Here is a 23,712-nt window from a genome sequence, read left to right on the forward strand (position 1 = left end):
CGCATCCGCGGTCTTGAGTGAAGCGCGGGCCGCTCGGCGGCTCGCGCTTCCTTGGTGGCGAATGCCGATCGCTTCCGTATCAGGCCGTGATGAAGGCGCCCTGACGCAGAGTCGCGTCGCCGCGCTCCTTGTGCTCGATCTCGCCGCTCTTCACCTTGTCCAGATAGCGCTTGAAGTAGGTGATCGCCGACTGCTCGATGAACTCGAAGGCGAACTCATCGACCGGATCGATGCCGGCCTTGACGAGATCGTTCTTCGGGCAACCGCCGATCTTGGCCACGAACACGGCCGTGCAATCGTTGATCGCGCGGATGATCGTGTCGAGGCTGTCCTCCTCGCCATAGCCGCCCTGGCAATACAGGTCGACACGACGATGGCCGACGAACTTCGCCCCATGGGTGCTGAGCTCGTAGATCTGGAACTCCTTGGCGTGGCCAAAGTGCTCGTTGACGCGGCCGCTGCCCTTCGTCGCCACCGCGATCAGGATCTTGATGTCGACATTGTCCTCGCCGGCGAGCGTCGCCAGCTCGGCGTTCTTGGCGGCGGCCACCTTCAGGCGCTCTTCCTCGACCTTCGTCTGATAAGCCTTGCGGCTCTCGAGATCATAGGTCACTTCCATGGCCATGATCTTGTCGGTCGTGAATTCGGCGCTGCGATCCTCGCCCAGCAGCCCGACCGCGTCGGCGCGGCACTGGCGGCAATGGCGCATCATGTTCATCTCGCCTTCACAGCTGTCCTGCAGCGCCTTCAGCTCCTGAGCCGTCGGGCCGCGCTGGCCGTTGAGGCCGAACACGGTGCCGTGCTCGGGGGAAGAGATGAGCGGCATGATGTTGTGCAGGAACGCCCCACGCGACTTCACCGCCTTGTTCACCTCGACGAGATGCTTGTCGTTGATGCCCGGGATCATGACCGAGTTGACCTTGCACAGAATGCCGCGCTCGGTCAGCATCTCAAGGCCGCGCATCTGGTGCTGCGTCAGGATCTCGGCGGCCTCACGGCCATAGATGCGCTTATGCTGCCAGTAGATCCAGGGATAGATCTGGGCGCCGACGTCAGGATCGACCATGTTGATGGTGATGGTGACGTGGTCGACGTTATATTTGGCGATCGTGTCCACATGCTCCGGCAGAGCGAGACCATTCGTCGACAAGCAGAGCTTGATGTCGGGAGCGGTCTGCGAGATCAGCTCGAAGGTCTTGAAGGTCTTCTCGGGATTGGCGAGCGGGTCGCCCGGGCCGGCGATGCCGAGAACGGTCATCTGCGGGATCGTCGACGCGACGGCCAGAACCTTCTTGGAGGCCTGCTCGGGCGTCAGCTTCTCCGAGACGACGCCGGGGCGCGACTCGTTGGCGCAATCATATTTGCGATTGCAGTAGTTGCACTGGATGTTGCACGCCGGAGCGACGGCGACGTGCATGCGGGCGTAGTGGTGATGCGCCTCCTCGCTGTAGCAAGGATGGTTCTTGACCTTGTCCCAGATTTCCTGCGGAAGATCGTTCTCGCCAGCCGCCGTGCCGCAGCTCGCCTTGCCGCTGCCGCCGGAGGTGCCGCAGCCCTTGTGCTCGGCGATCTTCTGCATCACGTCATCGATCGATTCAGCCCCGCCGGCCTCGACGGTTTCAGTAGATAGAGATTCCATGTTCGGTTCCTCACGATTTGAAGAGTTTCAAACCCTTGCGGAACGCAGTCGCGACATATCCGTCTGCCAATGCACCGGCGCTGTCGCGGAAGCGGTGTCCGGGCACGAGGTTCGCAACAAGCATGCCATGCCGAAGCAGGCTCCTAAAGACCTGAAATTATGAGATAAGCTCTGTTTGTTTGGAACCTGTCCAAATGCCGACACATGTCGGAAAGCGTCGGAACCAGCTGTCGTGAACGCGACACTTCGACGCAAAACCCGCGCAAGCCCAACGATAAAGTCGCGAAATCGCGCTTCTCGGGCGCCTTTCGCTCGGGCGCAGCGGCCGTGGGCGTGAATTCCCGCCTCCTCGCCCGTCTCGCGCGCGACCGGCATTGGCGCGCAGCTTGCTTGCGGGCGCGTCATGAACGACCTCACCCGTGAAAACGATCTCGTCGACTTCGGCGAGCTGTCGCCCGCCGTCAACGAGCTCTTGCAAAAAGGCGTCCTCGCCTATCGAAGCGATCGGACGCGCGCGGACGAATTGTTTCGGGAGGCGCTGGAGCTGTCTCCCCACGAGCTGCCCGCCTACTACTGCCTTTACAAGATTCATACTTATATGGGGAATCTGGAGGTCGCCTGGACCGTGGCCAATCAAGGCTTGGCCGAGGCGACGCGGCAGGCCGGATGGGCGCTCGATCCGCATAGCTGGCCGCTGAAAGAAACGGCGCCGGGCTCGGCCGAGCGCTTCGCATTGTACACTTTAAAGGCTTTGAGCTTCATTCAGCTGAAACGCGGCAACAAGGCGGAAGCGATGGAAAACCTCGGGATTTTGCAGCTGCTGGACCCACCCGGCCATGTCGGCTGGACGGTTATTTATGAGCTTGCGCAGGGAGTTGCCTGAGGCCGTGCGCGCGCCGCCAGCGAGCGGAGCGTAGAACTGTCACGGCGACGGCATGTTAGTTGCTAAACATTCCAGGGTGAACTATCGATTCCCGCGGAACGTCAGGCACGTCTATGGGATACGAAGCTGGAAGCAGCATGAACACGGCTCAGGCTCGCGCGTTCGACCCGAGCGAATCTGCTCTCGTCGGAATCTACGAAATTTCGAAACTACTGGCCTCGCCCAACCGGCTCGAGAAGACGCTGGCGGGGGTGCTGGCGCTGCTGTCGAGCTTTCTCGACATGCGCCACGGCCTCATCGCTCTGCTCGACACGCATGGCGACCCGGAAGTGGTCGTCGGCTCGGGCTGGAGCGAAGGCAACGCCAAGAAGTTCTTCGAGCATCTTCCCGAGCGGGCGGTCGGCCAGATCGTCGCGACCAAGATGCCGCTGGTGGTCGAGAATGTCGCCGCCTCGCCTCTGTTCGAAGGCACGGATCTCTCCGAATGGGGACCGACCGACGGGCAGCCCTTCTCCTTGATCGGCGTGCCGATCAAGGAGGCGGATGCGGTGGTCGGCACATTGACGGTCGATCGCGTCTATAGCGACCGGTCCTCGGTTCGCTTCGATCACGACGTTCGATTCCTGACAATGATCGCCAATCTGGTCGGCCAGACCTTGCGGCTGCACAAGCTGATCGCGCGCGATCGCGAGCGTCTGATGCAGGAGAAGGCCAGGCTGGAGAAAGGCGATCGGCCGGCGGCGCATCATATAGAGGCGCGGCTGGACGGCATCAAAGGGATCGTCGGCGAGAGTCCGGCGGTGCGCGCCGTCGTCGACAAGATCCGCATCGTCGCCAAGGCGAAGTCGACCGTGCTGCTGCGCGGCGAGTCGGGCACCGGCAAGGAGCTGTTCGCGGCCGCGATCCACAATCTCTCGCCGCGGCAGAGCAAGCCTTTCGTCAAGCTGAACTGCGCCGCTTTGCCGGAGAGCGTGCTGGAATCCGAGCTGTTCGGTCATGAGCGCGGCGCCTTCACCGGCGCGGCGGCCCTGCGCAAGGGCCGTTTCGAGCTCGCCGACGGCGGCACTCTGTTCCTGGACGAGATCGGCGACATCACGCCCGCCTTTCAGGCCAAGCTGCTGCGCGTGCTGCAGGAGGGCGAGTTCGAGCGCGTCGGCGGCTCCCGCACGATGAAGGTGGATGTTCGCTTCGTCTGCGCCACCAATCGCAATCTCGAGGAAGCGGTGCAGAAGGGCGAGTTCCGCGCCGATCTCTATTACCGCATCAGCGTCGTTCCGATCTTCCTGCCGCCGCTGCGCGAGCGCAGGGGCGATCTGGCGCCGCTCGCCAATGAGTTCCTGCGTCGGTTCAACGGTGAGCAGAATGTCCATCTGACTTTCTCGGAGTCGGCGATGGAAGTGCTCAACGAATGCAGCTTCCCGGGCAATATTCGCGAGCTCGAGAATTGCGTTTATCGGACGGCGACGTTGGCGCGCAACGACTCGATCGTGGACAAGGACTTCTCTTGCCGCAACGACGGCTGTCTGTCTTCAGTGCTGTGGAACGGCTCACGCGAGTCGACGATCGGCGGATTGCACCCGCCGAGCTTCACGCCTCTGCCGATCGTCTCCAAGCCGCAGGCGCCGCCGCCGCCGACGCGGCCGCCCGTGGCGCGGCCGCCGGTCGTCGAGGAGCCGGTCGTTCCGGTCGTCGCGGCGCAACCAACGGCGGCCTGTCCGGGGGCGGAGAACTGTACCGTCATCGAGACGGATCATCGCTCCGATCGCGACAAGCTCATCGAGGCGATGGAACAGGCCGGATGGGTGAAGGCCAAAGCGGCCCGCCTGCTCGGCCTCACCCCTAGACAAATCGGCTATGCGCTGCAAAAATATGACATCCCGGTAAAGAAGTTTTGATTCCTGGAAAGAAGACGGCTCGCCAATGGCCGCAGAACCAGAAAGAATAAGCGACGATCCGCTCGACTGGCGCGGTCGCCCCATACGCTGCAGGGAATGCTCCCATGTGGCGCTCAATCTCGAGGGGCTCTGCCGCAAGGGATCGGCCTGCGTGCGCGACCGCAGGGCGAAGCGTGTCGATCTCTTCTTCCGCGGACATCCGCATCTCGCGGATTCCTATCTCGATCACGTCTATTTCGAGGTGCGCGCCCGCGCGGCGCGCTACGCCTCGGTGCTGCGTCTGCCGCCTCTGCTCGACGATCCCGAGCCGGAGGTGCGCGCGACAGTGGCGTCACGCCTACCGGCGTCGCGCATCGCCCATCTCGCGCATGACCCCGAGCCGCGCGTGCGAATCGTCGCCGCCAATCGGCTCGAAGGGGCCGCCCTGCTCGCCATGTATTCGGACCCGGATTATCTCGTCCGCATCCATGTCGTGCGGCGTCTGTCGCCCGATTTGCTGACCATCGCCGTCCATGACGAGGACCCGGAGGTGCGCCGCTGGGTCGCGCGCCGCATTCCGCTGGAGCGGCTGCATCTTCTCGTGAAGGACCCCGAGCCTCTGGTGCGCCTCGTCGTCGCCGAGCGCCTGCCGGAGGATCGCCTCGCCGCCATGAGCAAGGACGAGGATTTGCGAGTCCGCTTCACCGTCGCCGAGCGCTGCTCTGCCGAGCTGCTCCCCTCTTTCCTCGATGACGAGGACGAGCTGGTCCGCGCCTGCGCGCAAGCGCGTCTGGAAGGCGACTGACCACCACTGTCGATCAACGAACCAGGCCGGGCGCATTCTGACAATCGTGTCGGAATGCGCGCATGGCGTTTCTCGCCCGCCTTCTCTCGCCGCATAAAAAAAAGCAATCCAGAGCCGAGCGGCCCCTGGATTGCGTGATCATTCCCGAGAGGAGACGGTCGCGTCAGACCGGACGATTCTCGTTGCGGTTGCGCACCGGACCCATGACTTCCAGGCCCTTCTCGAAGGTGATCTTCTCGAACTTCTGGTCGAAGGCGATGCCCGCATTGGCGACGGCGTCGATCTTGCCGGCGGTCGTGGCTTTCTTGAGATCGTTCTTCTCGATGTAGAACAGCTCGAGTAGCTCGTTGTAGACCGTCGACTCGTCGATCGGCAGCACGTAGTAATTGATGCCGTCGAGCTCGACCTGATATTTGCTGAGCAGATCGATATTGTTGGCGAAAATGAAATATTTGCCTTCAGGGCTCAGCAGGCCCTTCAGCACCTCGTGGACATTGCCCAGATGCTCGAAAGAGAGCACCCACTGCGCGAAGAAGTCGAAGGTGGGCTTGCCGGCTTCCGCCACCGCGATGACCTGATCGGAGCAGAGCTCCGGCGGGCGCGCCTCATCGGCGAACTGTTGGGCGAATTTCAGGGCGAGCTTGCCGCGGAAGCCGAAGCGCCCGGCCTTCTCCGTCGGTCCCTTGTGAACCGGGCTGAGCAGCCGCTTCTGCTCTTCCAAAGTCGCAAACGCCGTTTCAGTGATGCTTGTCATGTTGATTATCCGGATCGTTACGTAGCCAATCCGCCAGTTTGGCGAAGTTCTGCTTCAGGGAGTCACGCAGTCTCACATCATCGACCACCTCATCGAGCGCGCCAGTCATGCAGGCCATCCACGCGTCGCGCTCGGCGGGTCCGATCGCGAAGCCCATGTGACGCATGCGCAGCCGGGGATGTCCCCGCTGTTCCGAATAGCTCTTCGGTCCGCCCAGCCATTCGGCCAGATAGAGCTTCAGAACCGCCTTGGTGGGGCCGAGATCGATCGCATGCATGGCGCGAATGCCCCGCGCCTGCGGCAGCTCGTCCATATTGCGGTAGAACGTCTCGACCAGACGGTCGATCGCCTCCTGGCCTCCGATGACGTCGAATGCGGTCTTTGTCGATTGCACGGCGTCCATTGTCATGCCTCGCGAGCTAGCAATTCGTATGCCGAAGCATGGGCCTACCACAGGGCGCGAAAGGGCGCGACGCCCCTGCGGGAAAGCGCGATAGGGCCGCCCGATTTCGGCCGCCTCCCGAGAATAAAGAGGCACGGCAAGGCGCAATTTTATGCATTCGCGCAGCCGGCGCCCGAATTTCAGTAGGACGCGCCCTTGACAGGGCAGGGGGCTGCTTCCTATGTCATCGCCAGCCTGCTGGCACTCACCCTTCACGAGTGCTAATAGGCATTTTATTCAATCTTTCGCCCGCGCGCTCCGGCCGGGCAGCAACGAAGGAAGACGAAATGGCGTTCCGTCCCCTCCACGACCGCGTCGTGGTCAAGCGCCTCGAAGGCGAAGACAAGACCAAAGGCGGCATCATCATTCCCGACACCGCGAAAGAGAAGCCCGCCGAGGGCAAGATCATCGCCGTCGGGCCGGGCGCCCGCGACGAGAGCGGCAAGCTCGTCGCCCTCGACGTGAAGGAAGGCGACCGCGTGCTGTTCGGCAAATGGTCCGGCACCGAGGTCAAGATCGACGGGGAAGACCTCCTCATCATGAAGGAAAGCGACATTCTGGGCGTGATCGCCTGAGCCGCTAGACCCTCGCAGCTTTTTCTCTTCAACGGAGCCGAACGAAAATGGCAGCCAAGGACATTCGTTTTTCCTCCGACGCGCGCGACCGTATCCTGCGCGGCGTCGAAATCCTCGCCAATGCGGTGAAGGTCACTCTCGGCCCCAAGGGCCGCAACGTCGTCATCGAGAAGAGCTTCGGCGCTCCCCGCATCACCAAGGACGGCGTCACCGTCGCCAAGGAGATCGAGCTCGCCGACAAGTTCGAGAATCTCGGCGCGCAGCTCGTTCGTGAGGTCGCCTCCAAGCAGAACGACCTCGCCGGCGACGGCACCACGACGGCGACCGTGCTCGCCGCCGCCATCGCCAAGGAAGGCGCCAAGGCCGTCGCGGCCGGCCTCAACCCGCAGGATCTGAAGCGCGGCATCGACCTCGCGGTCGAGGCGGTCGTCGCCGATCTGAAGAAGAACTCCAAGAAGGTCACCTCCAACGACGAGATCGCCCAGGTCGGCACCATCTCGGCCAATGGCGACAGCTTCATCGGCCAGGAGATCGCCAAGGCGGTGCAGAAGGTCGGCAATGAGGGCGTGATCACGGTGGAAGAGGCCAAGAGCCTCGACTCCGAGACCGTCATCGTCGAGGGCCTGCAGTTCGACCGCGGCTATCTCTCCCCCTATTTCATCACCAACGCCGAGCGTCTCGTCGCGGAGCTCGAGGATCCCTACATCCTCATCCACGAGAAGAAGCTGTCGACGCTGCAGCCGCTGCTGCCGATCCTCGAGGCCGTTGTGCAGACCGGCAAGCCGCTGCTCATCATCGCCGAGGACGTCGAGGGCGAGGCTCTGGCCACGCTCGTCGTCAACAAGCTGCGCGGCGGCCTGAAGATCGCGGCCGTGAAGGCTCCGGGCTTCGGCGATCGTCGCAAGGCGCAGCTCGAGGACATCGCCATCCTCACGGGCGGCCAGGTCGTCTCCGAGGATCTCGGCATCAAGCTCGAGAACGTCACGCTTCCCTTGCTCGGCCGCGCCAAGCGCATCCGCATCGACAAGGAGAACACGACGATCATCGACGGCGCCGGCGAGAAGAAGGACATCGAGGCCCGCGTCCAGCAGATCAAGGCTCAGGTCGAGGAAGTCACCTCCGACTATGACCGCGAGAAGCTGCAGGAGCGTCTCGCCAAGCTCGCGGGCGGCGTCGCGGTGATCCGCGTCGGCGGCGCGACCGAGGTCGAGGTGAAGGAGAAGAAGGACCGCGTGGACGATGCGCTGAACGCCACCCGCGCGGCCGTGCAGGAAGGCATCTCGCCCGGCGGCGGCGTCGCCCTGCTGCGCGCGATCGCCGTGCTCGGCGACGTCAAGGTCGCCAACTCCGACCAGAAGACCGGCGTCGAGATCGTCCGCAAGGCGATCCAGGCTCCGGCCCGTCAGATCGTCGACAACGCCGGCGGCGACGGCGCGGTCGTGGTCGGCAAGCTGCTCGAGTCCAAGGACTACAGCTTCGGCTATGACGCCCAGTCCGGCGAGTATGGCGATCTGGTCAAGCTCGGCATCATCGACCCGACCAAGGTCGTCCGCACCGCTCTGCAGGACGCGGCTTCCGTCGCGGCGCTGATCGTCACCACCGAGGCGACGATCACCGAGCAGCCGAAGAAGGACTCCGGCCCGGCTCTGCCGCCCGGCGGCGGCATGGGCGGCATGGATTTCTGATCCGCGCTTCCCTCGGAAGAAACAAAGAAGGCCCCGGAGAAATCCGGGGCCTTTTTCATTGCCCGCGCGCGCCGTGCGCCGCCGCACGGCGAAGGGAACGCGAAAGAGCGACAAGGGCGATGTTCCGACGCCAATGCGGAACGTCAGGCGGCGGATCCCCGCCGTCGCTCATGAAAGGTTCGAGACAATGTTCCAACGCTCGATTTTCGCCCTCGGCCTCATTCTAGCGGCGGGCTCGGCCTCCGCCGAAACCGCGTCCAACGGCATTTCCTTGAATGGCTTCTCCACCAATGCGTTGAGCGAGAACGCTATTACAATTAACGGGCTGCATTTGAACGCGCTGACGCAGAACTCGGTGCAGCTGAACGCCGTGCAGCTGAACTCGGTGCAGCTGAACGCGCTGGTCGAAAACGCAGTGACGCCGAACGCGCTCACCTTCAATAGCGCGACGATCGAAGGCGCTCGGTCGCGCGGCGTCGGCGCCGGCTTGCGCGCCTCCTCGCTCGAGCTTCCCGAGCGCTGAGGCGGGACGCATCCCGCTTCGAGCATGATTTCAATGCGACTTGATAGAAAGGGTCCGAAATGTTGCTGCGCATGATCTCGATTTTTGTCCTGGTCGCCGTGGCGGGTTCCGCTTCGGCCAAGATCGCCGCCAATGGCGTCAGCCTGAATGGCGTCAGCTTGAACGCCATCGGCGTGAATGGCCTCGGCGTGAACGGCGCGAGCCTGCGCGGCGTCGCGCTCGAGCTTCCGCAAAAATGAAAATAGAGGAGGCGGCCGACACTCGGCCGCCTTTCGCATCGGAAGGAGCGCGACATGGCGAACCGCAATCTCTTTTCTCTCGCGCTCTGCGTCTTTGTCTCGCTGGCGGCGAGCGCGCAGGTCCGAGCGGCGCAATCGGCGCAAATGGTCTCGCTCGACGTCGAGGGAACGCAATTCAAGGCGACTCTCTCCGACGGACGCGCGCTCTATTCGCCCGATCTCGTCGGGGCGACGCTGACGATCGCCGGCGCTGGCGGCGAGACGAAAATCCGTATCGAAGCGGTCGAGCCGGACCCCGGCGACAATGCCCGCGCAGCGGCCCCCTCCTCCGAGGTTCTGCTTCACACGTTCTCCTACCGGACGCCCGAAGGAGAATGGAAGAACCTGTGCGACCCCGGCCCCGACGGCCGCCGCCAGGGCTTTCCTCTCGCCGGCCGCGCGCGCCGCGACGGCACGATCGCGCCGGCCGAGCCCGGCGTCTTCGAGCTGACCTGCACGGGCGGCGCGCAGGGCAAATGCGTGCGCTTCGGCTATCATCCGTGGAAGACGCGCGACGGCGCGCCGACGGCCCGCGCGCTCTATGACGCCTGCGTGCGTCTGGTGCGCGCCGATTACGCTGGCGATGGCGAGGGCACGACGCGCAACGGCCAGCCGATCGACATTTACGATCTCGTCGGCGTGCAATCGCCGGGCAATGATCCGGCGCATGAGTTCGAGGCCGGCTTCTCGCCCGAGGGCGCCGTCTGCGTGCGCCACGTCCGCGTCAGGGAAAATGCGAGCCTCGAGGCGCTGGCGGCCGGAAGCTTGCGGCTGAAAGGGCGAACCGGCGCCATATGCACGGAAGAATTCGCGCGCGCCAATGGCGCCATCCTCTTCGTCCGCTCGCCGCCCTGATTCCCGTCGCGCCCCGCCCGCGCCGTCGCCCCGCAGACCGCGACGATTGCGACATTGCAGGACGGCGCGCGCTCGTCTAGCATGATTCTGCTTCGTCCCTCGACGGACGAAGCGCAAACGCAAGAGCACGCGGGGGAGAGCAATGGCCAATCATCACGAGACTTCGTCAGACATTGCGGAGCATCTCGCCACCTATAACGGCTTTCTGACGCTGCTGAAGGTGGGAACGGCTGTCAGCGTCGTCACCCTGCTGCTGCTGTATTTCTTCCTCGCGCGCTAAAAGACCCGGCGCGTCGATCGCCGATGCGCCGCTCCACAGGTTCTCTCCACAGTTTCTGACCGAATGCGAAACCGCGCGGCCATCCGGCCACGCGGACCCGACGCTCCGCAAAATGGAGTTTCGTCAATGCGCATTGCTGTTCAAGCCGAGAGTGACAAGAACGAGACGCGCGTCGCCGCGACGCCGGAGACGGTCAAGAAGCTCGCGGGCCTCGGCGCGGAAGTCGTGGTCCAATCGGGCGCTGGATCGCTGTCCGGCTTCTCCGACGCCGATTACGCCGCCGCCGGCGCGGCGATCGCGCCGAGCGCCGCAGCCGCCTCCGATAATGCCGAGGTGGTGCTGCGCGTGCGCCGACCGGCGCCGGGCGAGCTCTCCGGCATAGCGCGCGGCGCGGCGGTCGTCGCCATCGCCGATCCTTTCGGACATGAGAAAGAGCTCGCGGCCCTCGCCCAGACCGGCGCGACGCTCTTCGCCATGGAATTCATGCCGCGCATCACCCGCGCGCAGGTGATGGACGTCCTCTCCTCTCAGGCCAATATCGCGGGCTATCGCGCCGTCATCGACGCGGCGGCCGAATATAGCCGCGCCATTCCGATGATGATGACGGCGGCGGGCACCGTCCCGGCCGCCAAGATCTTCATCATGGGCGTCGGCGTCGCCGGACTGCAGGCGATCGCCACGGCGCGCCGGCTCGGCGGCATCGTCTCGGCGACCGACGTGCGGCCCGCCACCAAGGAGCAGGTGGAATCGCTCGGCGCGAAATTCATCGCCGTCGAGAATGACGAGTTCCGCCAGGCCGAGACTTCCGGCGGCTACGCCAAGGAAATGTCGCCGGAATATCAAGCCGCACAGGCGGAGCTGGTCGCCGCCCATATCGCCAAGCAAGATATTGTGGTGACGACGGCGCTGATCCCCGGCCGGCCGGCGCCCAAGCTCATCTCGGCGGCGGCGGCGCGCTCCATGCGCGCGGGCTCGGTCATCATCGATCTCGCCGCCGAGCGCGGCGGCAATTGCGAGCTGACCAAGCCGGGCGAGACGATCGTCGACAATGGCGTGAAAATCGTCGGCGCGGTCAATCTCGCCGGCCGACTGCCGGCGACGGCCTCCAGCCTCTACGCAAAAAACCTGCTAGCCTTCGTCGAGACTCTCATCTCCAAAGAGACGAAGACTCTGGCCATCGATTGGAACGACGAATTGGTGAAGGCGACGGCCCTCACCCGCGACGGCGCCGTCATCGATTCGCGATTTGCGGCTTGATCGCGCCGGCCCCGCGAGGGCCGCGCGAAGAAAGGGCGTTGGCACATGGCATCCGACACGACTCAGCAAATGCTCGAAACGGCTCGCCGCGCAGCCGAGGCGACGCGCCAGCTCGCCGATCAGGCGCAAGCCTATTCCGACCAGCTGGCGCAAGTGGCGGCGGCGGCCTCCTCGCACGGTCTGACCGGCGGCGTCGATCCGGTCGTCTTTCGCCTCGCGATTTTCGCGCTGGCGGTTTTCGTCGGCTATTATGTCGTCTGGTCGGTGACGCCGGCGCTGCACACGCCGCTGATGTCCGTCACCAACGCCATCTCTTCCGTCATCGTCGTCGGCGCGCTGCTCGCGGTCGGCGCCGACGCAAAGGCCGACGCCAGCGGCGGCGCCAGCTGGGCGCAATGGTTCGGCTTTGTCGCGCTCGGCCTCGTCAGCGTGAATATTTTCGGCGGCTTCATGGTCACCGAACGTATGCTGGCCATGTATAAGAAGAAGGGCTGAGCGCATGAACGGCAATCTCGCGGTCCTTCTCTATCTCGCCGCCGGCATATTGTTCATTCTGGCGCTGCGCGGCCTCTCCTCGCCCGCGACGTCGCGGCAAGGCAATCTCTACGGCATGATCGGCATGGGCGTCGCCGTCGGCACGACTCTGCTGCTGCGCGCGCCGAGCTTCAGCGGAATTTTGTTCATGTTGTCGGGCGTCGCCATTGGCGGCGGAATCGGGGCGTGGCAAGCGCGCACCGTGCTGATGACGGAAATGCCGCAGCTCGTCGCCTTGTTCCACTCCTTCGTCGGCCTCGCCGCTGTTCTGGTGGCGGGCGCAGCGTTCAATGCGCCGCAGGCTTTCGGCATTGGCGCGCCCGGCCATATAGAGGGCGGCAGCCTTTTCGAAATGTCGCTCGGCGCGGCGATCGGCGCGATCACCTTCTCCGGCTCCATAATCGCTTATATGAAGCTCGCCGAGAAGATGAGCGGCAAGCCGATCCTGCTGGCCGAGCGTCACACGCTCAATATTCTGCTGGGGCTGGCGCTGCTCGGCTTCATCGTTCTGTTCGCGACGACGGAGAGCGGCTTCTGGCTCTTCCTCATCATACTCGTCTCGCTCGCGCTCGGCGTGACGCTCATCATTCCCATCGGCGGCGCCGATATGCCGGTCGTCGTGTCCATGCTCAACTCCTATTCGGGCTGGGCGGCGGCGGGCATAGGCTTCACGCTCGGCAATCTCGCGCTCATCATCACGGGCGCGCTGGTCGGCTCCTCGGGCGCCATCCTCTCCTACATAATGTGCAAGGGGATGAACCGCTCCTTCGTCTCCGTCATTCTCGGCGGCTTCGGCGGCGAAACAGCGACGGCCGGCGGCGCGGTGGAGAAGCGCCCGGTCAAGCAGGGCTCGGCGGAGGACGCCGCTTACATCATGCAGAACGCCGGCAAGATCATCATCGTGCCCGGCTATGGCATGGCGGTGGCGCAGGCGCAGCACGCGCTGCGCGAGATGGCGGACCTTCTGAAGAAGGAAGGCGTCGAGGTGAAATACGCCATTCATCCGGTCGCCGGCCGCATGCCCGGCCATATGAATGTTCTGCTCGCAGAGGCCAATGTTCCTTACGACGAGGTCTTCGAGCTCGAGGACATAAATTCCGAATTCGCCCAGGCCGACGTCGCTTTCGTCATCGGCGCCAATGACGTGACCAATCCTTCCGCCAAGACCGATCCGCAATCGCCGATCTACGGTATGCCGATCCTCGACGTCGAGAAGGCGAAGACGGTTCTCTTCCTGAAGCGCGGCATGGGCTCCGGCTATGCGGGCGTCGAGAATGAGCTGTTCTTCCGGCCCAACACGATGATGCTGTTCGGCGACGCCAAGAAGACCGTCGAGCAGATCGTCAAGGCGCTGGCGCATTGATCGAAGGAAACGAAAGCGCCCCCTGTCTCGCTCGCTGATGCGGGCGAGACAGGGGGCGATGTTTTCGCCAAAGCTCTGGGGCCGATCCGCCGTCAGCTCACCTTCTCTTCTTCCTGCGCCTTGGCGGAGAGGCGCTTCACGCGCTGCCAGAAGGACCAGGCGCCGAGAATGACGAAGGGCATGGCCGCGGCGGCCGCCTCCTCGCCCGTGAAGCCGAAGGGCAGAGCGCCGGCGTCCTTCAGTCCCTTGAAGAAATAGAGCGAGAGGCCGGCGACATAATAGCTGAGCGCCGCGATGGAGAGGCCGCCGACCAGCTTTTGCAGGCGCATCTGCAGCCGCGCGCGGCGATTCATATCGTCGAGCAGATCGCGGTTCTGCTGCTCCATCTCGAAGGTGATGCCGGTGCGCATCAGATCGGTGGCGCGCTCCACCTGCCGGGCGAGGCGCGCCTGCCGCGTCTCGAATGCGTTGCAGGTCTCGATCGCCGGATCGAGCCGCGCGCTGAAGAAGGCCGATATGGTCGTATATTGGCTCTCCTTCGCCTCCTGCAGGAGGTTGAGGCGGTTCTTGACGATGGCGTGATAGGCGCGGCTCGCGCCGAAGCGAAAGGCCGTGCGCGTCGACAGCGCCTCGCTCTGCGCCAATAGATCGCTGAGACGCTTCAGCAGATCGCGGCTGGTGCGCATGTCCTGCGTCTGGCTCAGCGCCTGGGTGATGTCGGAGATTTCGCGCTCCATGGCGCGCAGCTCCGGCCCGGCGCTACGCGCCTCCGGCAGGCCGAGCAGCGCCATCGTCCGATAGGTCTCGATTTCCAGCACGCGCTGGATCAGCCGCCCGGTCTCCAGCGCGCCAATGGCGCTCTCCTTCACCAAAAGTCGCGTGAAGCCGAAAGGATCGACCGCGAAATCGGTCATCACATGGGCGGCGCCCTTGGCCGCGCGAATGACGCAGAGGCTCTGCGAGTTGAACAGGCCGACATAGGGCTCGTGCGAATGTCCGCTCTCGAGCGCGCAGAGATGGGTGGCGACGATCAGCCGGCCCGGCGCGCGAAAGGCGATCTCGCCGGTCCCGATGGGATCGGGATGGGTGAAGGGCTCGCCGGAGTCCTTGTCGGTCGACCAGGTGTAGGTGGTGAATTCCGTATGCTGCTCCCAGCGCAGCCGCCAATCGCCGATCGAGAGGCGCTGGAATTTGGCGTCTCCGGGGCGCGGCACCAGCATATGGGCGCGGCAGAGATCGGCGAGGGCGGCGCGGTCGGCGCGCGCTTCCTCCTCATTGGTGGCGAAGGCGAAATGATAGACGCGCTGCGGCAGCGTGATCGGCAGGAAAGGCCGGGCGTGCAGCTCGGCGAGGACGGCCGCGCGGGCCTCGTGCTCGGCGAAGCGTCCGGCGATGGGCGCGCCGCTCTCCTGGTCTGACGCCATTTCTCTCTCTTTCGTTTCGTTTCGCTTTTTCCCGGCGGGCGCGGGCCTCGCCGAATCGCTTTCGAGAATAGCGAGGGAGCCTGTCGCGGGAATGCGACAAAACGAACGAAAAGGCGAGGCGTAGCCGCCTCGCCGTCAGAGTGGCCGTTCAGCGATGATGGAAGCCGCCGCCATGGAAGCCCCCGCCGAAGCCGCCATGATGGAAGCCTCCGCCCCAGCCGCCATGACCAAAGCCGCCATGACCGAAGCCGCCGTGACCGAAGCCGCCATGGCCCCATCCGCCGCCCCAGCCGCCGACACGATGGTAACCGCCGCCCCAGCCGCCGAAATAGCGCGGACGATAGCCCCAGCCGCCGCCATAGACGACCGGCCCGCCGCCCCAGCCATAGCCGTAATAGGGATAGCCGTAGCCATAGTCGTAAGGATAGGGATAGGCGTAATAGGGCGAATAGGCGCCGGCGGCGACGAGGCCGGCCGCCGCCGAGGTGACGACCGCCGCCGCAGGATCATAGCCACGGTAATAGCGCAGCGCATGATGCCGGCGGATCGGCCGATAATGAGTCGTGTAGCGCACGTAATGGCGATGCGGGCGGCGGCTGTAATGCGCCTCCTCTATCGCGCTCTGCGGCGCGACGATGGATTTGCTCGCGACGCTGGTGACGCCGGCGAGCGCGCCTCCCGTGGACAGGGCGAGGGTGAATGTCACGCCGAGCGCGGCGAAAAGCCCAGATTTGAACGGATCACGCATTTTCTCCTCCTTACTTCGACGCAAAAGAAACATTTGCCAATGGCGGCGCGCGGACGCCCTGCGGCGACCGCTCACGCCTCGAATTTCAGCTCCTGCGCCAGCTGCGTCAGGCGCGTGGCGACGCGGGCGCGCACGCGCGTCGCCGTGTTGGGAAACTCCTCCAATATGCGCAGGAACAGCGCGCGGGTGATCTTGAGGATGGTCGCCGGCTCACGCGCTATGGCCGTGACGGGGCGCGTCGTCTCGGTGATGAGCGCGGTCTCGCCGATCAGCGCGAAGGGCCGCAGCACTTTCTCGGCGGGGCGTCCGTCGTCGTGCTTCTCCAGCGCGATCGAGCCATTGGTGAGGATATAGCCGCCGTCGGAGGCCTCGCCGCGGCGGAACAGCGCGTCGCCGGCGCGCAGCAATTTCGTCTCGGCGCTGAAGGTCAGAAGGCGCAGCGCCTCGACCTCGAAATCCTCGAACAGGGGAATGCGCCTCAGATTGGCGATATCGTCGTCGAGAGCCATGTCCCGGCTGCTTTCCTCGGGGCGTCGCGCCGCGCGGTCAACGCGCGGGGGAGAAGACCAGCCGATAGCCGTTCTTTTCGGTGAGAAGAAGGCGGGCCTCGGCGGGGTCGGTTTCGATCTTGCGGCGCAGCCGGCTGACATGGGTCTCCAGCGTGCGCGTCGTCACTGTCGGATGATAGCCCCAAACCTCGCGCAGCAACATGTCTTTCGTCACCACCGCGCCGCGCGCCGCGGCGAGGCGCGTCAATATTTCGGCCTCCTTCTCGGTGAGCGGCAGGCGTTTTTGCGCGGCGTCGGTCAGCTCGAAGGCGCCGGGGCGGTAGCGGAAGGTGCCGATGGCGACGAGGAGCGGCTCGCGATCCTCCCTCGCCCGCAGCCGCGCGAGAAGATGGGCGAAACGAAACGGCCGCGCGATATAATCGCAAGCGCCGGCGACGCTCGGCGCGCCGATGAGAAGGATCGCGCCATGGAAGCGCTCGCGGACGTCATGGGCGAAAGCCTCGCCGATCCCCGCCTCGGCGAGCATGATGTCGTAGCCGCCTTCGTCCAGCAGGCGCGTCGCCTCCGGCGCGGAGGCGGCGGGCGCGACGGCGAATTCGGGATAGCGAGCGAGCTGCTCCGTGAGCGAGGCGCGCAATCCCGCGCCGGCGAGGAGCAAAATATTGCGCGGCGTCGGCGCTTCCGTCATTGGCGCTTCCGGGAGTGGGCTCTCTTGCCCATGATCGGCCAAGGACGAGCGCCGTTCAAGGCGTGTGCGCGGGATGGAGAGGCGCATGACCGAGGGGTTTTCCCGCCATCATGGCGGGGTGTCGACGCTGAAGGTCGCGCGGCGGATCGGCGGCCGCCCGCATGAGGGCCGGCTGATCGCCGGCGATCTCGTGCTCCCCTGCGCGCTCGGCCGCTCGGGGATCACGCGCCGCAAGCGCGAGGGCGATGGCGCGACGCCGGCCGGGAGCTTTGCGCTGCTCTCCGTCTATCTGCGGCGCGGGCGGACGGCGGCGCCGCGCCTCGTCGCGGCGCGCTTCACGCGCCCGGATGATCTCTGGTGCGACGACGCCCGGTCCTTCCTCTATAATCGGCCGCTGCGGGGGAAGACGCCGCTCGGCCATGAGCGGCTCTGGCGGTCCGACCATCTCTATGACGTCGTCGGCGTGCTCGACTACAACATCCGCCCGCGCGTGCTGGGGCGCGGCAGCGCCATTTTCTTCCATATAGCGACGGAGACGCTCGGCCCGACGGCCGGCTGCGTGGCGCTGCGGGCGCGCGATATGGCGCGGCTGCTGCCGCGTCTCGCCGCCGGCGTCCGCATCGTCGTCGATTAAGGCTTCGAATAGTCGCGCTCGCCCATGATGGCCGAGCCGATGCGGACATGCGTGGCGCCGAGCTGAATGGCGAGCTCGTAATCCGAGCTCATGCCCATGGACAGCTCCTTCAGCCCGTTGCGGGCGGCGATCTCGGCGAGCAGAGCGAAATGCGGCGAGGCCTGCTCGCCGACCGGCGGCACGCACATCAGCCCGGCGATCTCCAGCCCATGCTTCTGCCGGCACTCGGCGATGAAGGCGTCGGCGTCCTGCGGTAAGACCCCGGCCTTTTGCGGCTCCGCCCCCGTATTCACCTGCACGAGCAGGCGCAAGCGCTTGCCCTGGCGGCGCATCTCCTCGGCGAGGGCCTCGGCGATCTTGGGCCGGTCGACACTCTCTATGACGTCGAAAGTCTCGACCGCCTCGCGCGTCTTATTGGATTGCAGCGGGCCGATGAGATGCAGCTCGACGCCGGAAAAGCGCTGGCGCAGCTCGCCCCATTTGGCGCGCGCCTCCTGCACTTTATTTTCGCCATAGACGCGATGCCCGGCCTCGAGCAGCGGAACCGCCGCCTCGGCCGGAAAGGTCTTGGTGACGCAGACGAGGGTGATCTCGGCCGGATCGCGGCCGCAATCGCGGGCGCGTGAGGAGATGGCGTCCTTGGCGGCGTTCAGCCGATCGACGACGGTCATGGAAGAAGCGGCCTCAGCGGACGAATTTGACCATAATGTACGTCGCGCAGATCAGCACGACGCAGTATCCGAACATCCAGCGCAATATCTCGTTCTTTGCCTGAATGATCGCGAGTCTAATGCGCGATTCCGATTCGAAAATCGCTTGTCTCAGCCCCAGCAGACAGGCGGGCTCCGGCGTTTCGCGCGCGGCGATCGCTCCTCCGCGGAGATCAGGCGGATGCCCGAGTCTCTGCTCGGGCGAAAACCCTTCCCGGGCCGGAGGGTCGAAGAGCGCTTGCGCCGACATGGCCCGGATATAGCACGCGCCCCGCTTCGCGGCGAGAGGCGCCTTTGACAAGCCCCGCCCCGCCCGGCATTACAGGCGAAACTCCGCAATTCGATCAGGACCGCTCGGACCCATGAGACCAGAACGCTACGACTTCGCCGCGGCCGAGCCCAAATGGCGAAAGATTTGGGACGAGCGGCAGGTTTTCACCTCCGGCGACGCGAAGAAGCCGAAATATTACGTGCTCGAAATGTTCCCCTATCCGTCGGGGCGCATTCATGTCGGCCATGTGCGCAATTATTCCATGGGCGACGTCATCGCCCGCTATAAGCGCGCCAAGGGCTTCGACGTGCTGCACCCCATGGGCTGGGACGCTTTCGGCCTGCCGGCGGAGAACGCCGCCCAGCAGAGCGGCTCGCATCCGGCGACCTGGACCTACGCCAATATCGCGAGCATGCGGACACAGCTCAAATCCATGGGCCTGTCGCTGGACTGGTCGCGCGAGATCGCCACTTGCGATCCGGCCTATTACAAGCATCAGCAGAAGCTGTTTCTAGATTTCCTCGCCGGCGGCCTCGTCGATCGCAAGCAGTCCAAGGTCAACTGGGACCCGGTGGACATGACCGTGCTCGCCAATGAGCAAGTGGTGGACGGGCGCGGCTGGCGCTCCGGCGCGCTGGTGGAGCAGCGCGAACTGACGCAATGGTTCCTGCGCATCGGCAAATATGCCGACGATCTTCTCACCTCGCTCGACACGCTCGACCGCTGGCCGGAGAAGGTGCGGCTGATGCAGCGCAATTGGATCGGCCGCTCCGAAGGCCTGCTGGCGCGTTTCGCGATCGCCGGCGATCCGACGGGCGAGATCGAGGTCTTCACCACGCGGCCGGACACTTTGTTCGGCGCGAAATTCGTCGCTCTGGCGCCCGACCATCCGGTCGCGCGCGCGGCGGCTTCGAGCGACCCGGCGCTCGCCGCCTTTGCCGAAGAGTGCCGCCATATCGGCACGTCGGTGGCGGCGATCGAGACCGCCGAGAAGAAGGGCTATGACACGGGCCTGCGCGTCGTGCATCCCTTCGATCCCTCTTGGACGCTGCCCGTCTATGTCGCCAATTTCATTCTGATGGATTACGGCACGGGCGCGATCTTCGGCTGCCCGGCGCATGACCAGCGCGACCTCGATTTCGCGAATGCTTACGGCCTCGGCGCGACGCCGGTCGTCTGCCCGGAGGGCGTCGATCCCGCGACTCTCATCGTCAGTGAGACCGCCTTCGACGGCGAGGGACTTCTCGTCAATTCGCGCTTTCTCGATGGGCTCACCGTCGCGGAAGCGAAGGAGGAGGTTGCCAAGCGCCTCGAGGCCGCGCAGCTGCACGGCCGTCCGCAGGGCGAGCGCAAGATCAATTACAAGCTGCGCGATTGGGGCATATCGCGGCAGCGCTATTGGGGCTGTCCGATCCCCATCATCCATTGCCCGGATTGCGGCGTCGTGCCCGTGCCGGACGCCGATCTTCCCGTGAAGCTGCCGGAGGATGTGACATTCGACCGGCCGGGCAATCCGCTCGACCATCATCCGACATGGAAGAATGTCGCCTGTCCGAAATGCGGAGCCGCCGCGCGGCGCGAAACCGACACGATGGACACTTTCGTCGATTCGTCCTGGTATTACGCGCGCTTCACCGATCCGCACAATGAGTCGGCGCCCGCCGCGCCGGACGCGCTCGCGCGCTGGCTGCCGGTGGATCAGTATATAGGCGGCATAGAGCACGCGATTTTGCATCTCCTCTATTCGCGCTTCTTCTCGCGCGCCATTCGCGACACGGGCCATGGCGGCGTCGGCGAGCCTTTCGCCGGCCTCTTCACCCAGGGCATGGTGGTGCATGAGACCTATCGCGCCGCCTCCGGCAAATGGATCGCGCCCAGCGAGCTGCGTTTCGAGACCAGCGACAAGGGCCGCCGCGCCTTCCTCATCGAGGGGAGCGAGGAGGTGGTGATCGGCGCGATCGAGAAAATGTCCAAGTCGAAGCGCAACACGGTCGACCCGGACGATATTATCGCCAGCTATGGCGCCGACACGGCGCGTCTCTTCGTGCTCTCCGATTCGCCGCCCGACCGCGATGTCGTGTGGACGGAGGAAGGCGTGCAGGGCGCTTGGCGCTTCGTGCAGCGCGTCTATCGCCTGGCCGGCGAGCTGGCCAACGCCGCGGCGCCCGTCGGCGCCGGCGCGCCGGCCGAATTCGGCGCGGCGGCGCTCGATGTGCGCAAGGCGACGCATCGCACCATCGCCGCCGTCGGCGACAATATCGAGCGCCTGCGCTTCAACACGGCGATCGCCCGCATTCGCGAATACGCCAATGAGCTGACCGCCGCGCTCGACAAGGTGGAGACGGTTCCGGTCTCCGCCGATCTCGCCTTCGCCTTCCGCGAGGCGGCGGATGTCTTCGTGCAGCTGATCGCGCCGATGACGCCGCATGTGGCGGAAGAGTGCTGGAGCGATTTCGGCCATTCCGAGATCGTCTCGCTGGCGCCCTGGCCAGAGGCCGATCCTACTCTCGTCGCGCAGGACATGATAAGCTTGCCGGTGCAGGTGAACGGCAAGAAGCGCGCGGAGATTCTCGTGGCCCATGACGCCGATGAGGCGACGATCCGCGAGGAGGCGCTGACGCAGGAGGCCGTGCTGCGCGCCATGGAAGGCAAGCCGTTGAAGAAGTTCATTCTCGTTCCCAAGAGGATCGTCAATGTGGTCGTTTGAACGGCGCGCCAGGACCGCGAGCCTTCAGGCTCGCAGCGCAAAGAGCGAGCCTGAAGGCTCGCGGTCCAAGCCACTGGTCGCCGCCATCGCCGCTCTGGCGCTCTCGGCCTGCACGGTGCAGCCGCTCTATGGCCCCATCGGAACCGACGCGCCGCTGGCGGCGGAGCTGCAGGCGGTCGCGGTCGATCCTATCCCCGACCGCATCGGCCATTACGTCCGCAATGAGCTGATCTTCGCCCTGAACGGCACAGGCTCGGACGTTCCGCCGCGCTATCGGCTCAAGGTCGAGCTGAAAGAGCGCGTGCAGACGCCGATTCTCGACACCGTCACCGGCCGCGCGACATCGGCGACCGTGATCGTCGACGCCGAATATAAGCTCATCAATATCGCCGATGAGCAGATCATCACCAAAGGCGTCGCTTTCGGCGTCGCCAGCTATGACCGTTTCAGCAATCGTCTCGCCAATGTGCGCGCCGCGCGCGACGGCGAGATTCGCGACGCCAAGGTCATCTCCGACATGATCCGCACGCGGGTGTCGACGGCTTTGGCGAAATGAGAGCGAATAGGGAGTAGCGAGTAGAGCTATTCGCTACTCCCTATTCGCCATTCGCTCGCCCAGGCCCATGACCGCCATCAAGACCCGCGACGCCGAGCGCTTCGTGAAGGCGCCGCCGGCCAATATCTTCATGTTCCTGCTCCACGGCGCCGACGCCGGCCTCGTGCGCGAGCGCGCGCTCGCCATTGTCGCGCAGCGCGTCGACGATCGGCATGATCCGTTTCAATGTGTGGAGATGAGCGGCGACGCCGTGGCCGCCGATCCGCTGTCGCTGCTCGACGAGGCCAATACGATTCCGCTGTTCGGCGGCAGGCGCGCGATCATCGTCGAGACGGGCGGCAAGTCCATCGTCTCGCCGCTCGAGCAATTGCTCGCCGCGCCGCCTGTGGATTGCGCCGTCGTGCTGACCGCCGGCGCGCTGAAACGCGACGCGCCGCTGCGCAAGCTGATCGAGCCGTCCAAGATCGCCGCGGCGATCGAATGCAATCCAGACGATGAGCAGGATCTGCATGCGCTGATCGACAACAGCCTGCGTGAGGCGGGCTTTTCCGTCACGCCGGAAGCGCGGCTGCTGCTGCAGGCGGCGCTCGGAGAGGATCGCCGCATGAGCCGTTCCGAGCTCGCCAAGCTGATGCTCTACAAGCATGGCGCGCGCGCGATCGAGGCCGGCGATGTCGAGGAGATCGTCGCGCACGCCTCCAATATCGCCTCCGATCGCCTGGTGCTGGACGCTTTCTCGGGGCAAGCCGACGCCGCGGGCGACGCTTTCGACAGAGCGGTCGCCGGCGGCGGCGACGCCGGGCAGCTATTGAACGGCGCGCTGCGCTACGCCATGGCGCTGCATCGCGCGCGGCTCACCGTGGATCGCGAGGGGCGGCCGGATTTCGGGATCACGATTCTGATGCGCAGCGGCTTCGGCTTCTCGCAGCGGCCGCAGCTCGAGCAGCATTTGCGCATCTGGTCCGCGGCGAAAGTGGCGGCGCTGCTGCCCGCGCTGCGCGACGCCAATCATCGCGCCCGCGCCAATGCCGCGCTGGCGGAGATGGAGGCGGGACGCGCGCTGCTGCGCATTGCGAGTCAGGCCGGGCGGCGCTGAGCCGCCGCCGGAGCGGGATTGAACGGCCGGCTCTTTCAGAGCGAGCGGGTGAAGCGCAGCACGCCGCCCTTGGCGCCCTTGAGGACGAGGTCGGAGCCCTGCAGGTCCCAGAAGGGGCCGGACAGCATCACCTGCCAGAAATCGCGCTCGATCGCCTGCAGAGCCGGATCGCATTTGGCGTCGGCGACGGCGGGCATGGCCTTGGGACCCAGGCGATTGGCGCCGACGACGAAGACGCCGGACCATGACTTGCAGCCCGAAAAGCCCGAGCCGCGCATCGTCGTGTCGATGCGAATCCAAATGTCGGCGGGCGGAGCCTTGCCGTTTATGTCCTTGAGATTGAAAATATAATTATGCGGGAACGGCTTGTAGTTCGGCGGCGGCTCCTGCGCGGTCGCCTCCTGCTGATCCTTCTCCTTTTGCGCCGGCTTGCCCTTGGCCAGCGCGGGGCCGTAGGCGGCGAGGCCGACCAGAAGCGCGGTCAGAAATCGTCTCATCCTTCGATCCTTGTTGAGAGCGACCCTCGAGCGAATCGCTTCAGGAGAATGGCGCGCGTCTTGTGGTTTTTTTCCGAACGGAAATGCGCCGGAAAGCTCCGACGCGCGCGGGGAGAGGAGCGGAA

The 23,712-nt window shown here is 65.1% G+C and carries 26 protein-coding genes; 16 read left to right on the plus strand and 10 right to left on the minus strand.

Annotation, left to right across the window (positions count from 1 at the left end):
- Positions 1–79: 79 nt before the first annotated feature.
- Positions 80–1,639: a nitrogenase cofactor biosynthesis protein NifB gene (gene nifB, locus ACT53T_RS09845; protein WP_026191646.1), complete on the minus strand. Its 1,560-nt coding sequence runs from the start codon at positions 1,637–1,639 to the stop codon at positions 80–82.
- 403 nt (positions 1,640–2,042) lie between these two features.
- On the opposite strand from nifB, the gene ACT53T_RS09850 reads away from it, so the two are divergent.
- The 3 genes from ACT53T_RS09850 to ACT53T_RS09860 all read left to right on the plus strand — a co-directional run bounded on the left by ACT53T_RS09850 (position 2,043) and on the right by ACT53T_RS09860 (position 5,201).
- The gene (locus tag ACT53T_RS09850; protein ID WP_018267904.1) at positions 2,043–2,522 is read left to right on the plus strand and encodes a hypothetical protein; all 480 of its coding nucleotides are present in this window, start codon (positions 2,043–2,045) and stop codon (positions 2,520–2,522) included.
- A gap of 113 nt (positions 2,523–2,635) precedes the next feature.
- Positions 2,636–4,417, plus strand: coding sequence for a nif-specific transcriptional activator NifA (gene nifA, locus ACT53T_RS09855; protein ID WP_476161060.1), 1,782 nt, complete (start codon positions 2,636–2,638; stop codon positions 4,415–4,417).
- A 25-nt stretch (positions 4,418–4,442) separates the two neighbouring features.
- Entirely contained in the window at positions 4,443–5,201 is a 759-nt protein-coding gene (locus tag ACT53T_RS09860; RefSeq protein ID WP_476161061.1) for a 4Fe4S-binding leucine-rich repeat protein, read from the plus strand.
- 163 nt (positions 5,202–5,364) lie between these two features.
- Here ACT53T_RS09860 and ACT53T_RS09865 read toward each other — a convergent pair whose 3' ends face one another.
- On the minus strand, positions 5,365–5,955 hold the full coding sequence (locus ACT53T_RS09865) for a hypothetical protein (RefSeq protein WP_400765974.1): 591 nt from the start codon (positions 5,953–5,955) through the stop codon (positions 5,365–5,367).
- Entirely contained in the window at positions 5,939–6,358 is a 420-nt protein-coding gene (locus tag ACT53T_RS09870; RefSeq protein WP_018267900.1) for a group II truncated hemoglobin, read from the minus strand. Before ACT53T_RS09870 ends, ACT53T_RS09865 begins: the two co-directional genes overlap by 17 nt.
- A gap of 326 nt (positions 6,359–6,684) precedes the next feature.
- Here ACT53T_RS09870 and groES point away from each other — a divergent pair, with 326 nt between their 5' ends.
- From groES to ACT53T_RS09915, 9 genes are all read left to right on the plus strand, one after another.
- On the plus strand, positions 6,685–6,972 hold the full coding sequence (gene groES / locus ACT53T_RS09875; RefSeq protein WP_018267899.1) for a co-chaperone GroES: 288 nt from the start codon (positions 6,685–6,687) through the stop codon (positions 6,970–6,972).
- A 47-nt stretch (positions 6,973–7,019) separates the two neighbouring features.
- Positions 7,020–8,657, plus strand: coding sequence for a chaperonin GroEL (groL, locus tag ACT53T_RS09880; protein ID WP_400765971.1), 1,638 nt, complete (start codon positions 7,020–7,022; stop codon positions 8,655–8,657).
- 187 nt (positions 8,658–8,844) lie between these two features.
- The gene (locus ACT53T_RS09885) at positions 8,845–9,180 is read left to right on the plus strand and encodes a hypothetical protein (protein ID WP_476161062.1); all 336 of its coding nucleotides are present in this window, start codon (positions 8,845–8,847) and stop codon (positions 9,178–9,180) included.
- A gap of 71 nt (positions 9,181–9,251) precedes the next feature.
- Complete coding sequence (locus ACT53T_RS09890) at positions 9,252–9,419, plus strand: hypothetical protein (RefSeq protein WP_400765967.1); 168 nt, start codon at positions 9,252–9,254, stop codon at positions 9,417–9,419.
- Positions 9,420–9,473: 54 nt separating this feature from the next.
- On the plus strand, positions 9,474–10,313 hold the full coding sequence (locus tag ACT53T_RS09895) for an ADYC domain-containing protein (protein ID WP_476161063.1): 840 nt from the start codon (positions 9,474–9,476) through the stop codon (positions 10,311–10,313).
- Positions 10,314–10,455: 142 nt separating this feature from the next.
- The gene (locus ACT53T_RS09900; protein ID WP_400765962.1) at positions 10,456–10,593 is read left to right on the plus strand and encodes an aa3-type cytochrome c oxidase subunit IV; all 138 of its coding nucleotides are present in this window, start codon (positions 10,456–10,458) and stop codon (positions 10,591–10,593) included.
- A 126-nt stretch (positions 10,594–10,719) separates the two neighbouring features.
- Complete coding sequence (locus ACT53T_RS09905) at positions 10,720–11,850, plus strand: Re/Si-specific NAD(P)(+) transhydrogenase subunit alpha (RefSeq protein ID WP_400765959.1); 1,131 nt, start codon at positions 10,720–10,722, stop codon at positions 11,848–11,850.
- 45 nt (positions 11,851–11,895) lie between these two features.
- Positions 11,896–12,345, plus strand: a complete 450-nt coding sequence (locus ACT53T_RS09910; protein WP_476161064.1) for an NAD(P) transhydrogenase subunit alpha part 2 — start codon at positions 11,896–11,898, stop codon at positions 12,343–12,345.
- Positions 12,346–12,349: 4 nt separating this feature from the next.
- Positions 12,350–13,747 carry an NAD(P)(+) transhydrogenase (Re/Si-specific) subunit beta gene (locus ACT53T_RS09915; protein ID WP_476161065.1) on the plus strand — a complete coding sequence of 466 codons (1,398 nt, stop codon included), beginning with the start codon at positions 12,350–12,352 and terminating at the stop codon, positions 13,745–13,747.
- A gap of 92 nt (positions 13,748–13,839) precedes the next feature.
- On the opposite strand, the gene ACT53T_RS09920 is transcribed toward ACT53T_RS09915, so the two are convergent.
- From ACT53T_RS09920 to ACT53T_RS09935, 4 genes are all read right to left on the minus strand, one after another.
- A complete protein-coding gene (locus ACT53T_RS09920; protein WP_018267891.1) occupies positions 13,840–15,171 on the minus strand; it encodes a DUF3422 family protein in 1,332 nt (443 codons plus the stop codon).
- A gap of 148 nt (positions 15,172–15,319) precedes the next feature.
- The gene (locus ACT53T_RS09925; RefSeq protein ID WP_476161066.1) at positions 15,320–15,919 is read right to left on the minus strand and encodes a hypothetical protein; all 600 of its coding nucleotides are present in this window, start codon (positions 15,917–15,919) and stop codon (positions 15,320–15,322) included.
- A 71-nt stretch (positions 15,920–15,990) separates the two neighbouring features.
- Positions 15,991–16,428 (minus strand): cyclic nucleotide-binding domain-containing protein, encoded by a 438-nt coding sequence (locus tag ACT53T_RS09930; RefSeq protein ID WP_018267889.1) that lies wholly within the window; start codon positions 16,426–16,428, stop codon positions 15,991–15,993.
- A gap of 37 nt (positions 16,429–16,465) precedes the next feature.
- On the minus strand, positions 16,466–17,116 hold the full coding sequence (locus tag ACT53T_RS09935; protein ID WP_476161067.1) for a response regulator transcription factor: 651 nt from the start codon (positions 17,114–17,116) through the stop codon (positions 16,466–16,468).
- 85 nt (positions 17,117–17,201) lie between these two features.
- Between ACT53T_RS09935 and ACT53T_RS09940 the strand changes: the two genes are divergently transcribed.
- Positions 17,202–17,750: a L,D-transpeptidase family protein gene (locus ACT53T_RS09940; protein ID WP_476161068.1), complete on the plus strand. Its 549-nt coding sequence runs from the start codon at positions 17,202–17,204 to the stop codon at positions 17,748–17,750.
- Here ACT53T_RS09940 and ACT53T_RS09945 read toward each other — a convergent pair.
- Both ACT53T_RS09945 and ACT53T_RS09950 read right to left on the minus strand, forming a co-directional pair.
- Positions 17,747–18,421, minus strand: a complete 675-nt coding sequence (locus ACT53T_RS09945; protein WP_018267886.1) for a YggS family pyridoxal phosphate-dependent enzyme — start codon at positions 18,419–18,421, stop codon at positions 17,747–17,749. The genes ACT53T_RS09940 and ACT53T_RS09945 overlap by 4 nt on opposite strands.
- A 13-nt stretch (positions 18,422–18,434) precedes the next feature.
- The gene (locus ACT53T_RS09950) at positions 18,435–18,710 is read right to left on the minus strand and encodes a hypothetical protein (protein WP_400765946.1); all 276 of its coding nucleotides are present in this window, start codon (positions 18,708–18,710) and stop codon (positions 18,435–18,437) included.
- Between the two features lie 112 nt (positions 18,711–18,822).
- Between ACT53T_RS09950 and leuS the strand changes: the two genes are divergently transcribed.
- The 3 genes from leuS (at position 18,823) to holA (ending at position 23,090) form a co-directional block, all read left to right on the plus strand.
- Positions 18,823–21,438, plus strand: a complete 2,616-nt coding sequence (leuS, locus tag ACT53T_RS09955) for a leucine--tRNA ligase (RefSeq protein ID WP_476161069.1) — start codon at positions 18,823–18,825, stop codon at positions 21,436–21,438.
- Positions 21,425–21,994, plus strand: coding sequence for a hypothetical protein (locus tag ACT53T_RS09960; protein WP_476161070.1), 570 nt, complete (start codon positions 21,425–21,427; stop codon positions 21,992–21,994). Before leuS ends, ACT53T_RS09960 begins: the two co-directional genes overlap by 14 nt.
- 67 nt (positions 21,995–22,061) lie before the next feature.
- Positions 22,062–23,090, plus strand: a complete 1,029-nt coding sequence (gene holA, locus ACT53T_RS09965) for a DNA polymerase III subunit delta (RefSeq protein WP_476161071.1) — start codon at positions 22,062–22,064, stop codon at positions 23,088–23,090.
- 35 nt (positions 23,091–23,125) lie between these two features.
- On the opposite strand, the gene ACT53T_RS09970 is transcribed toward holA, so the two are convergent.
- Positions 23,126–23,587 carry an META domain-containing protein gene (locus ACT53T_RS09970; protein ID WP_476161072.1) on the minus strand — a complete coding sequence of 154 codons (462 nt, stop codon included), beginning with the start codon at positions 23,585–23,587 and terminating at the stop codon, positions 23,126–23,128.
- Between the last annotated feature and the right edge of the window lie 125 nt (positions 23,588–23,712).

It is taken from the genome of Methylosinus sp. DMC45 (assembly GCF_056313885.1).

Bases quoted from the DNA above. Each gene is read 5' to 3' on its own strand.
- nifB (WP_026191646.1), bottom strand. From the start codon at position 1,639: ATGGAATCTCTATCTACTGAAACCGTCGAGGCCGGCGGGGCTGAATCG.
- ACT53T_RS09850 (WP_018267904.1), top strand. From the start codon at position 2,043: ATGAACGACCTCACCCGTGAAAACGATCTCGTCGACTTCGGCGAGCTG.
- nifA (WP_476161060.1), top strand. From the start codon at position 2,636: ATGGGATACGAAGCTGGAAGCAGCATGAACACGGCTCAGGCTCGCGCG.
- ACT53T_RS09860 (WP_476161061.1), top strand. From the start codon at position 4,443: ATGGCCGCAGAACCAGAAAGAATAAGCGACGATCCGCTCGACTGGCGC.
- ACT53T_RS09865 (WP_400765974.1), bottom strand. From the start codon at position 5,955: ATGACAAGCATCACTGAAACGGCGTTTGCGACTTTGGAAGAGCAGAAG.
- ACT53T_RS09870 (WP_018267900.1), bottom strand. From the start codon at position 6,358: ATGGACGCCGTGCAATCGACAAAGACCGCATTCGACGTCATCGGAGGC.
- groES (WP_018267899.1), top strand. From the start codon at position 6,685: ATGGCGTTCCGTCCCCTCCACGACCGCGTCGTGGTCAAGCGCCTCGAA.
- groL (WP_400765971.1), top strand. From the start codon at position 7,020: ATGGCAGCCAAGGACATTCGTTTTTCCTCCGACGCGCGCGACCGTATC.
- ACT53T_RS09885 (WP_476161062.1), top strand. From the start codon at position 8,845: ATGTTCCAACGCTCGATTTTCGCCCTCGGCCTCATTCTAGCGGCGGGC.
- ACT53T_RS09890 (WP_400765967.1), top strand. From the start codon at position 9,252: ATGATCTCGATTTTTGTCCTGGTCGCCGTGGCGGGTTCCGCTTCGGCC.
- ACT53T_RS09895 (WP_476161063.1), top strand. From the start codon at position 9,474: ATGGCGAACCGCAATCTCTTTTCTCTCGCGCTCTGCGTCTTTGTCTCG.
- ACT53T_RS09900 (WP_400765962.1), top strand. From the start codon at position 10,456: ATGGCCAATCATCACGAGACTTCGTCAGACATTGCGGAGCATCTCGCC.
- ACT53T_RS09905 (WP_400765959.1), top strand. From the start codon at position 10,720: ATGCGCATTGCTGTTCAAGCCGAGAGTGACAAGAACGAGACGCGCGTC.
- ACT53T_RS09910 (WP_476161064.1), top strand. From the start codon at position 11,896: ATGGCATCCGACACGACTCAGCAAATGCTCGAAACGGCTCGCCGCGCA.
- ACT53T_RS09915 (WP_476161065.1), top strand. From the start codon at position 12,350: ATGAACGGCAATCTCGCGGTCCTTCTCTATCTCGCCGCCGGCATATTG.
- ACT53T_RS09920 (WP_018267891.1), bottom strand. From the start codon at position 15,171: ATGGCGTCAGACCAGGAGAGCGGCGCGCCCATCGCCGGACGCTTCGCC.
- ACT53T_RS09925 (WP_476161066.1), bottom strand. From the start codon at position 15,919: ATGCGTGATCCGTTCAAATCTGGGCTTTTCGCCGCGCTCGGCGTGACA.
- ACT53T_RS09930 (WP_018267889.1), bottom strand. From the start codon at position 16,428: ATGGCTCTCGACGACGATATCGCCAATCTGAGGCGCATTCCCCTGTTC.
- ACT53T_RS09935 (WP_476161067.1), bottom strand. From the start codon at position 17,116: ATGACGGAAGCGCCGACGCCGCGCAATATTTTGCTCCTCGCCGGCGCG.
- ACT53T_RS09940 (WP_476161068.1), top strand. From the start codon at position 17,202: ATGACCGAGGGGTTTTCCCGCCATCATGGCGGGGTGTCGACGCTGAAG.
- ACT53T_RS09945 (WP_018267886.1), bottom strand. From the start codon at position 18,421: ATGACCGTCGTCGATCGGCTGAACGCCGCCAAGGACGCCATCTCCTCA.
- ACT53T_RS09950 (WP_400765946.1), bottom strand. From the start codon at position 18,710: ATGTCGGCGCAAGCGCTCTTCGACCCTCCGGCCCGGGAAGGGTTTTCG.
- leuS (WP_476161069.1), top strand. From the start codon at position 18,823: ATGAGACCAGAACGCTACGACTTCGCCGCGGCCGAGCCCAAATGGCGA.
- ACT53T_RS09960 (WP_476161070.1), top strand. From the start codon at position 21,425: ATGTGGTCGTTTGAACGGCGCGCCAGGACCGCGAGCCTTCAGGCTCGC.
- holA (WP_476161071.1), top strand. From the start codon at position 22,062: ATGACCGCCATCAAGACCCGCGACGCCGAGCGCTTCGTGAAGGCGCCG.
- ACT53T_RS09970 (WP_476161072.1), bottom strand. From the start codon at position 23,587: ATGAGACGATTTCTGACCGCGCTTCTGGTCGGCCTCGCCGCCTACGGC.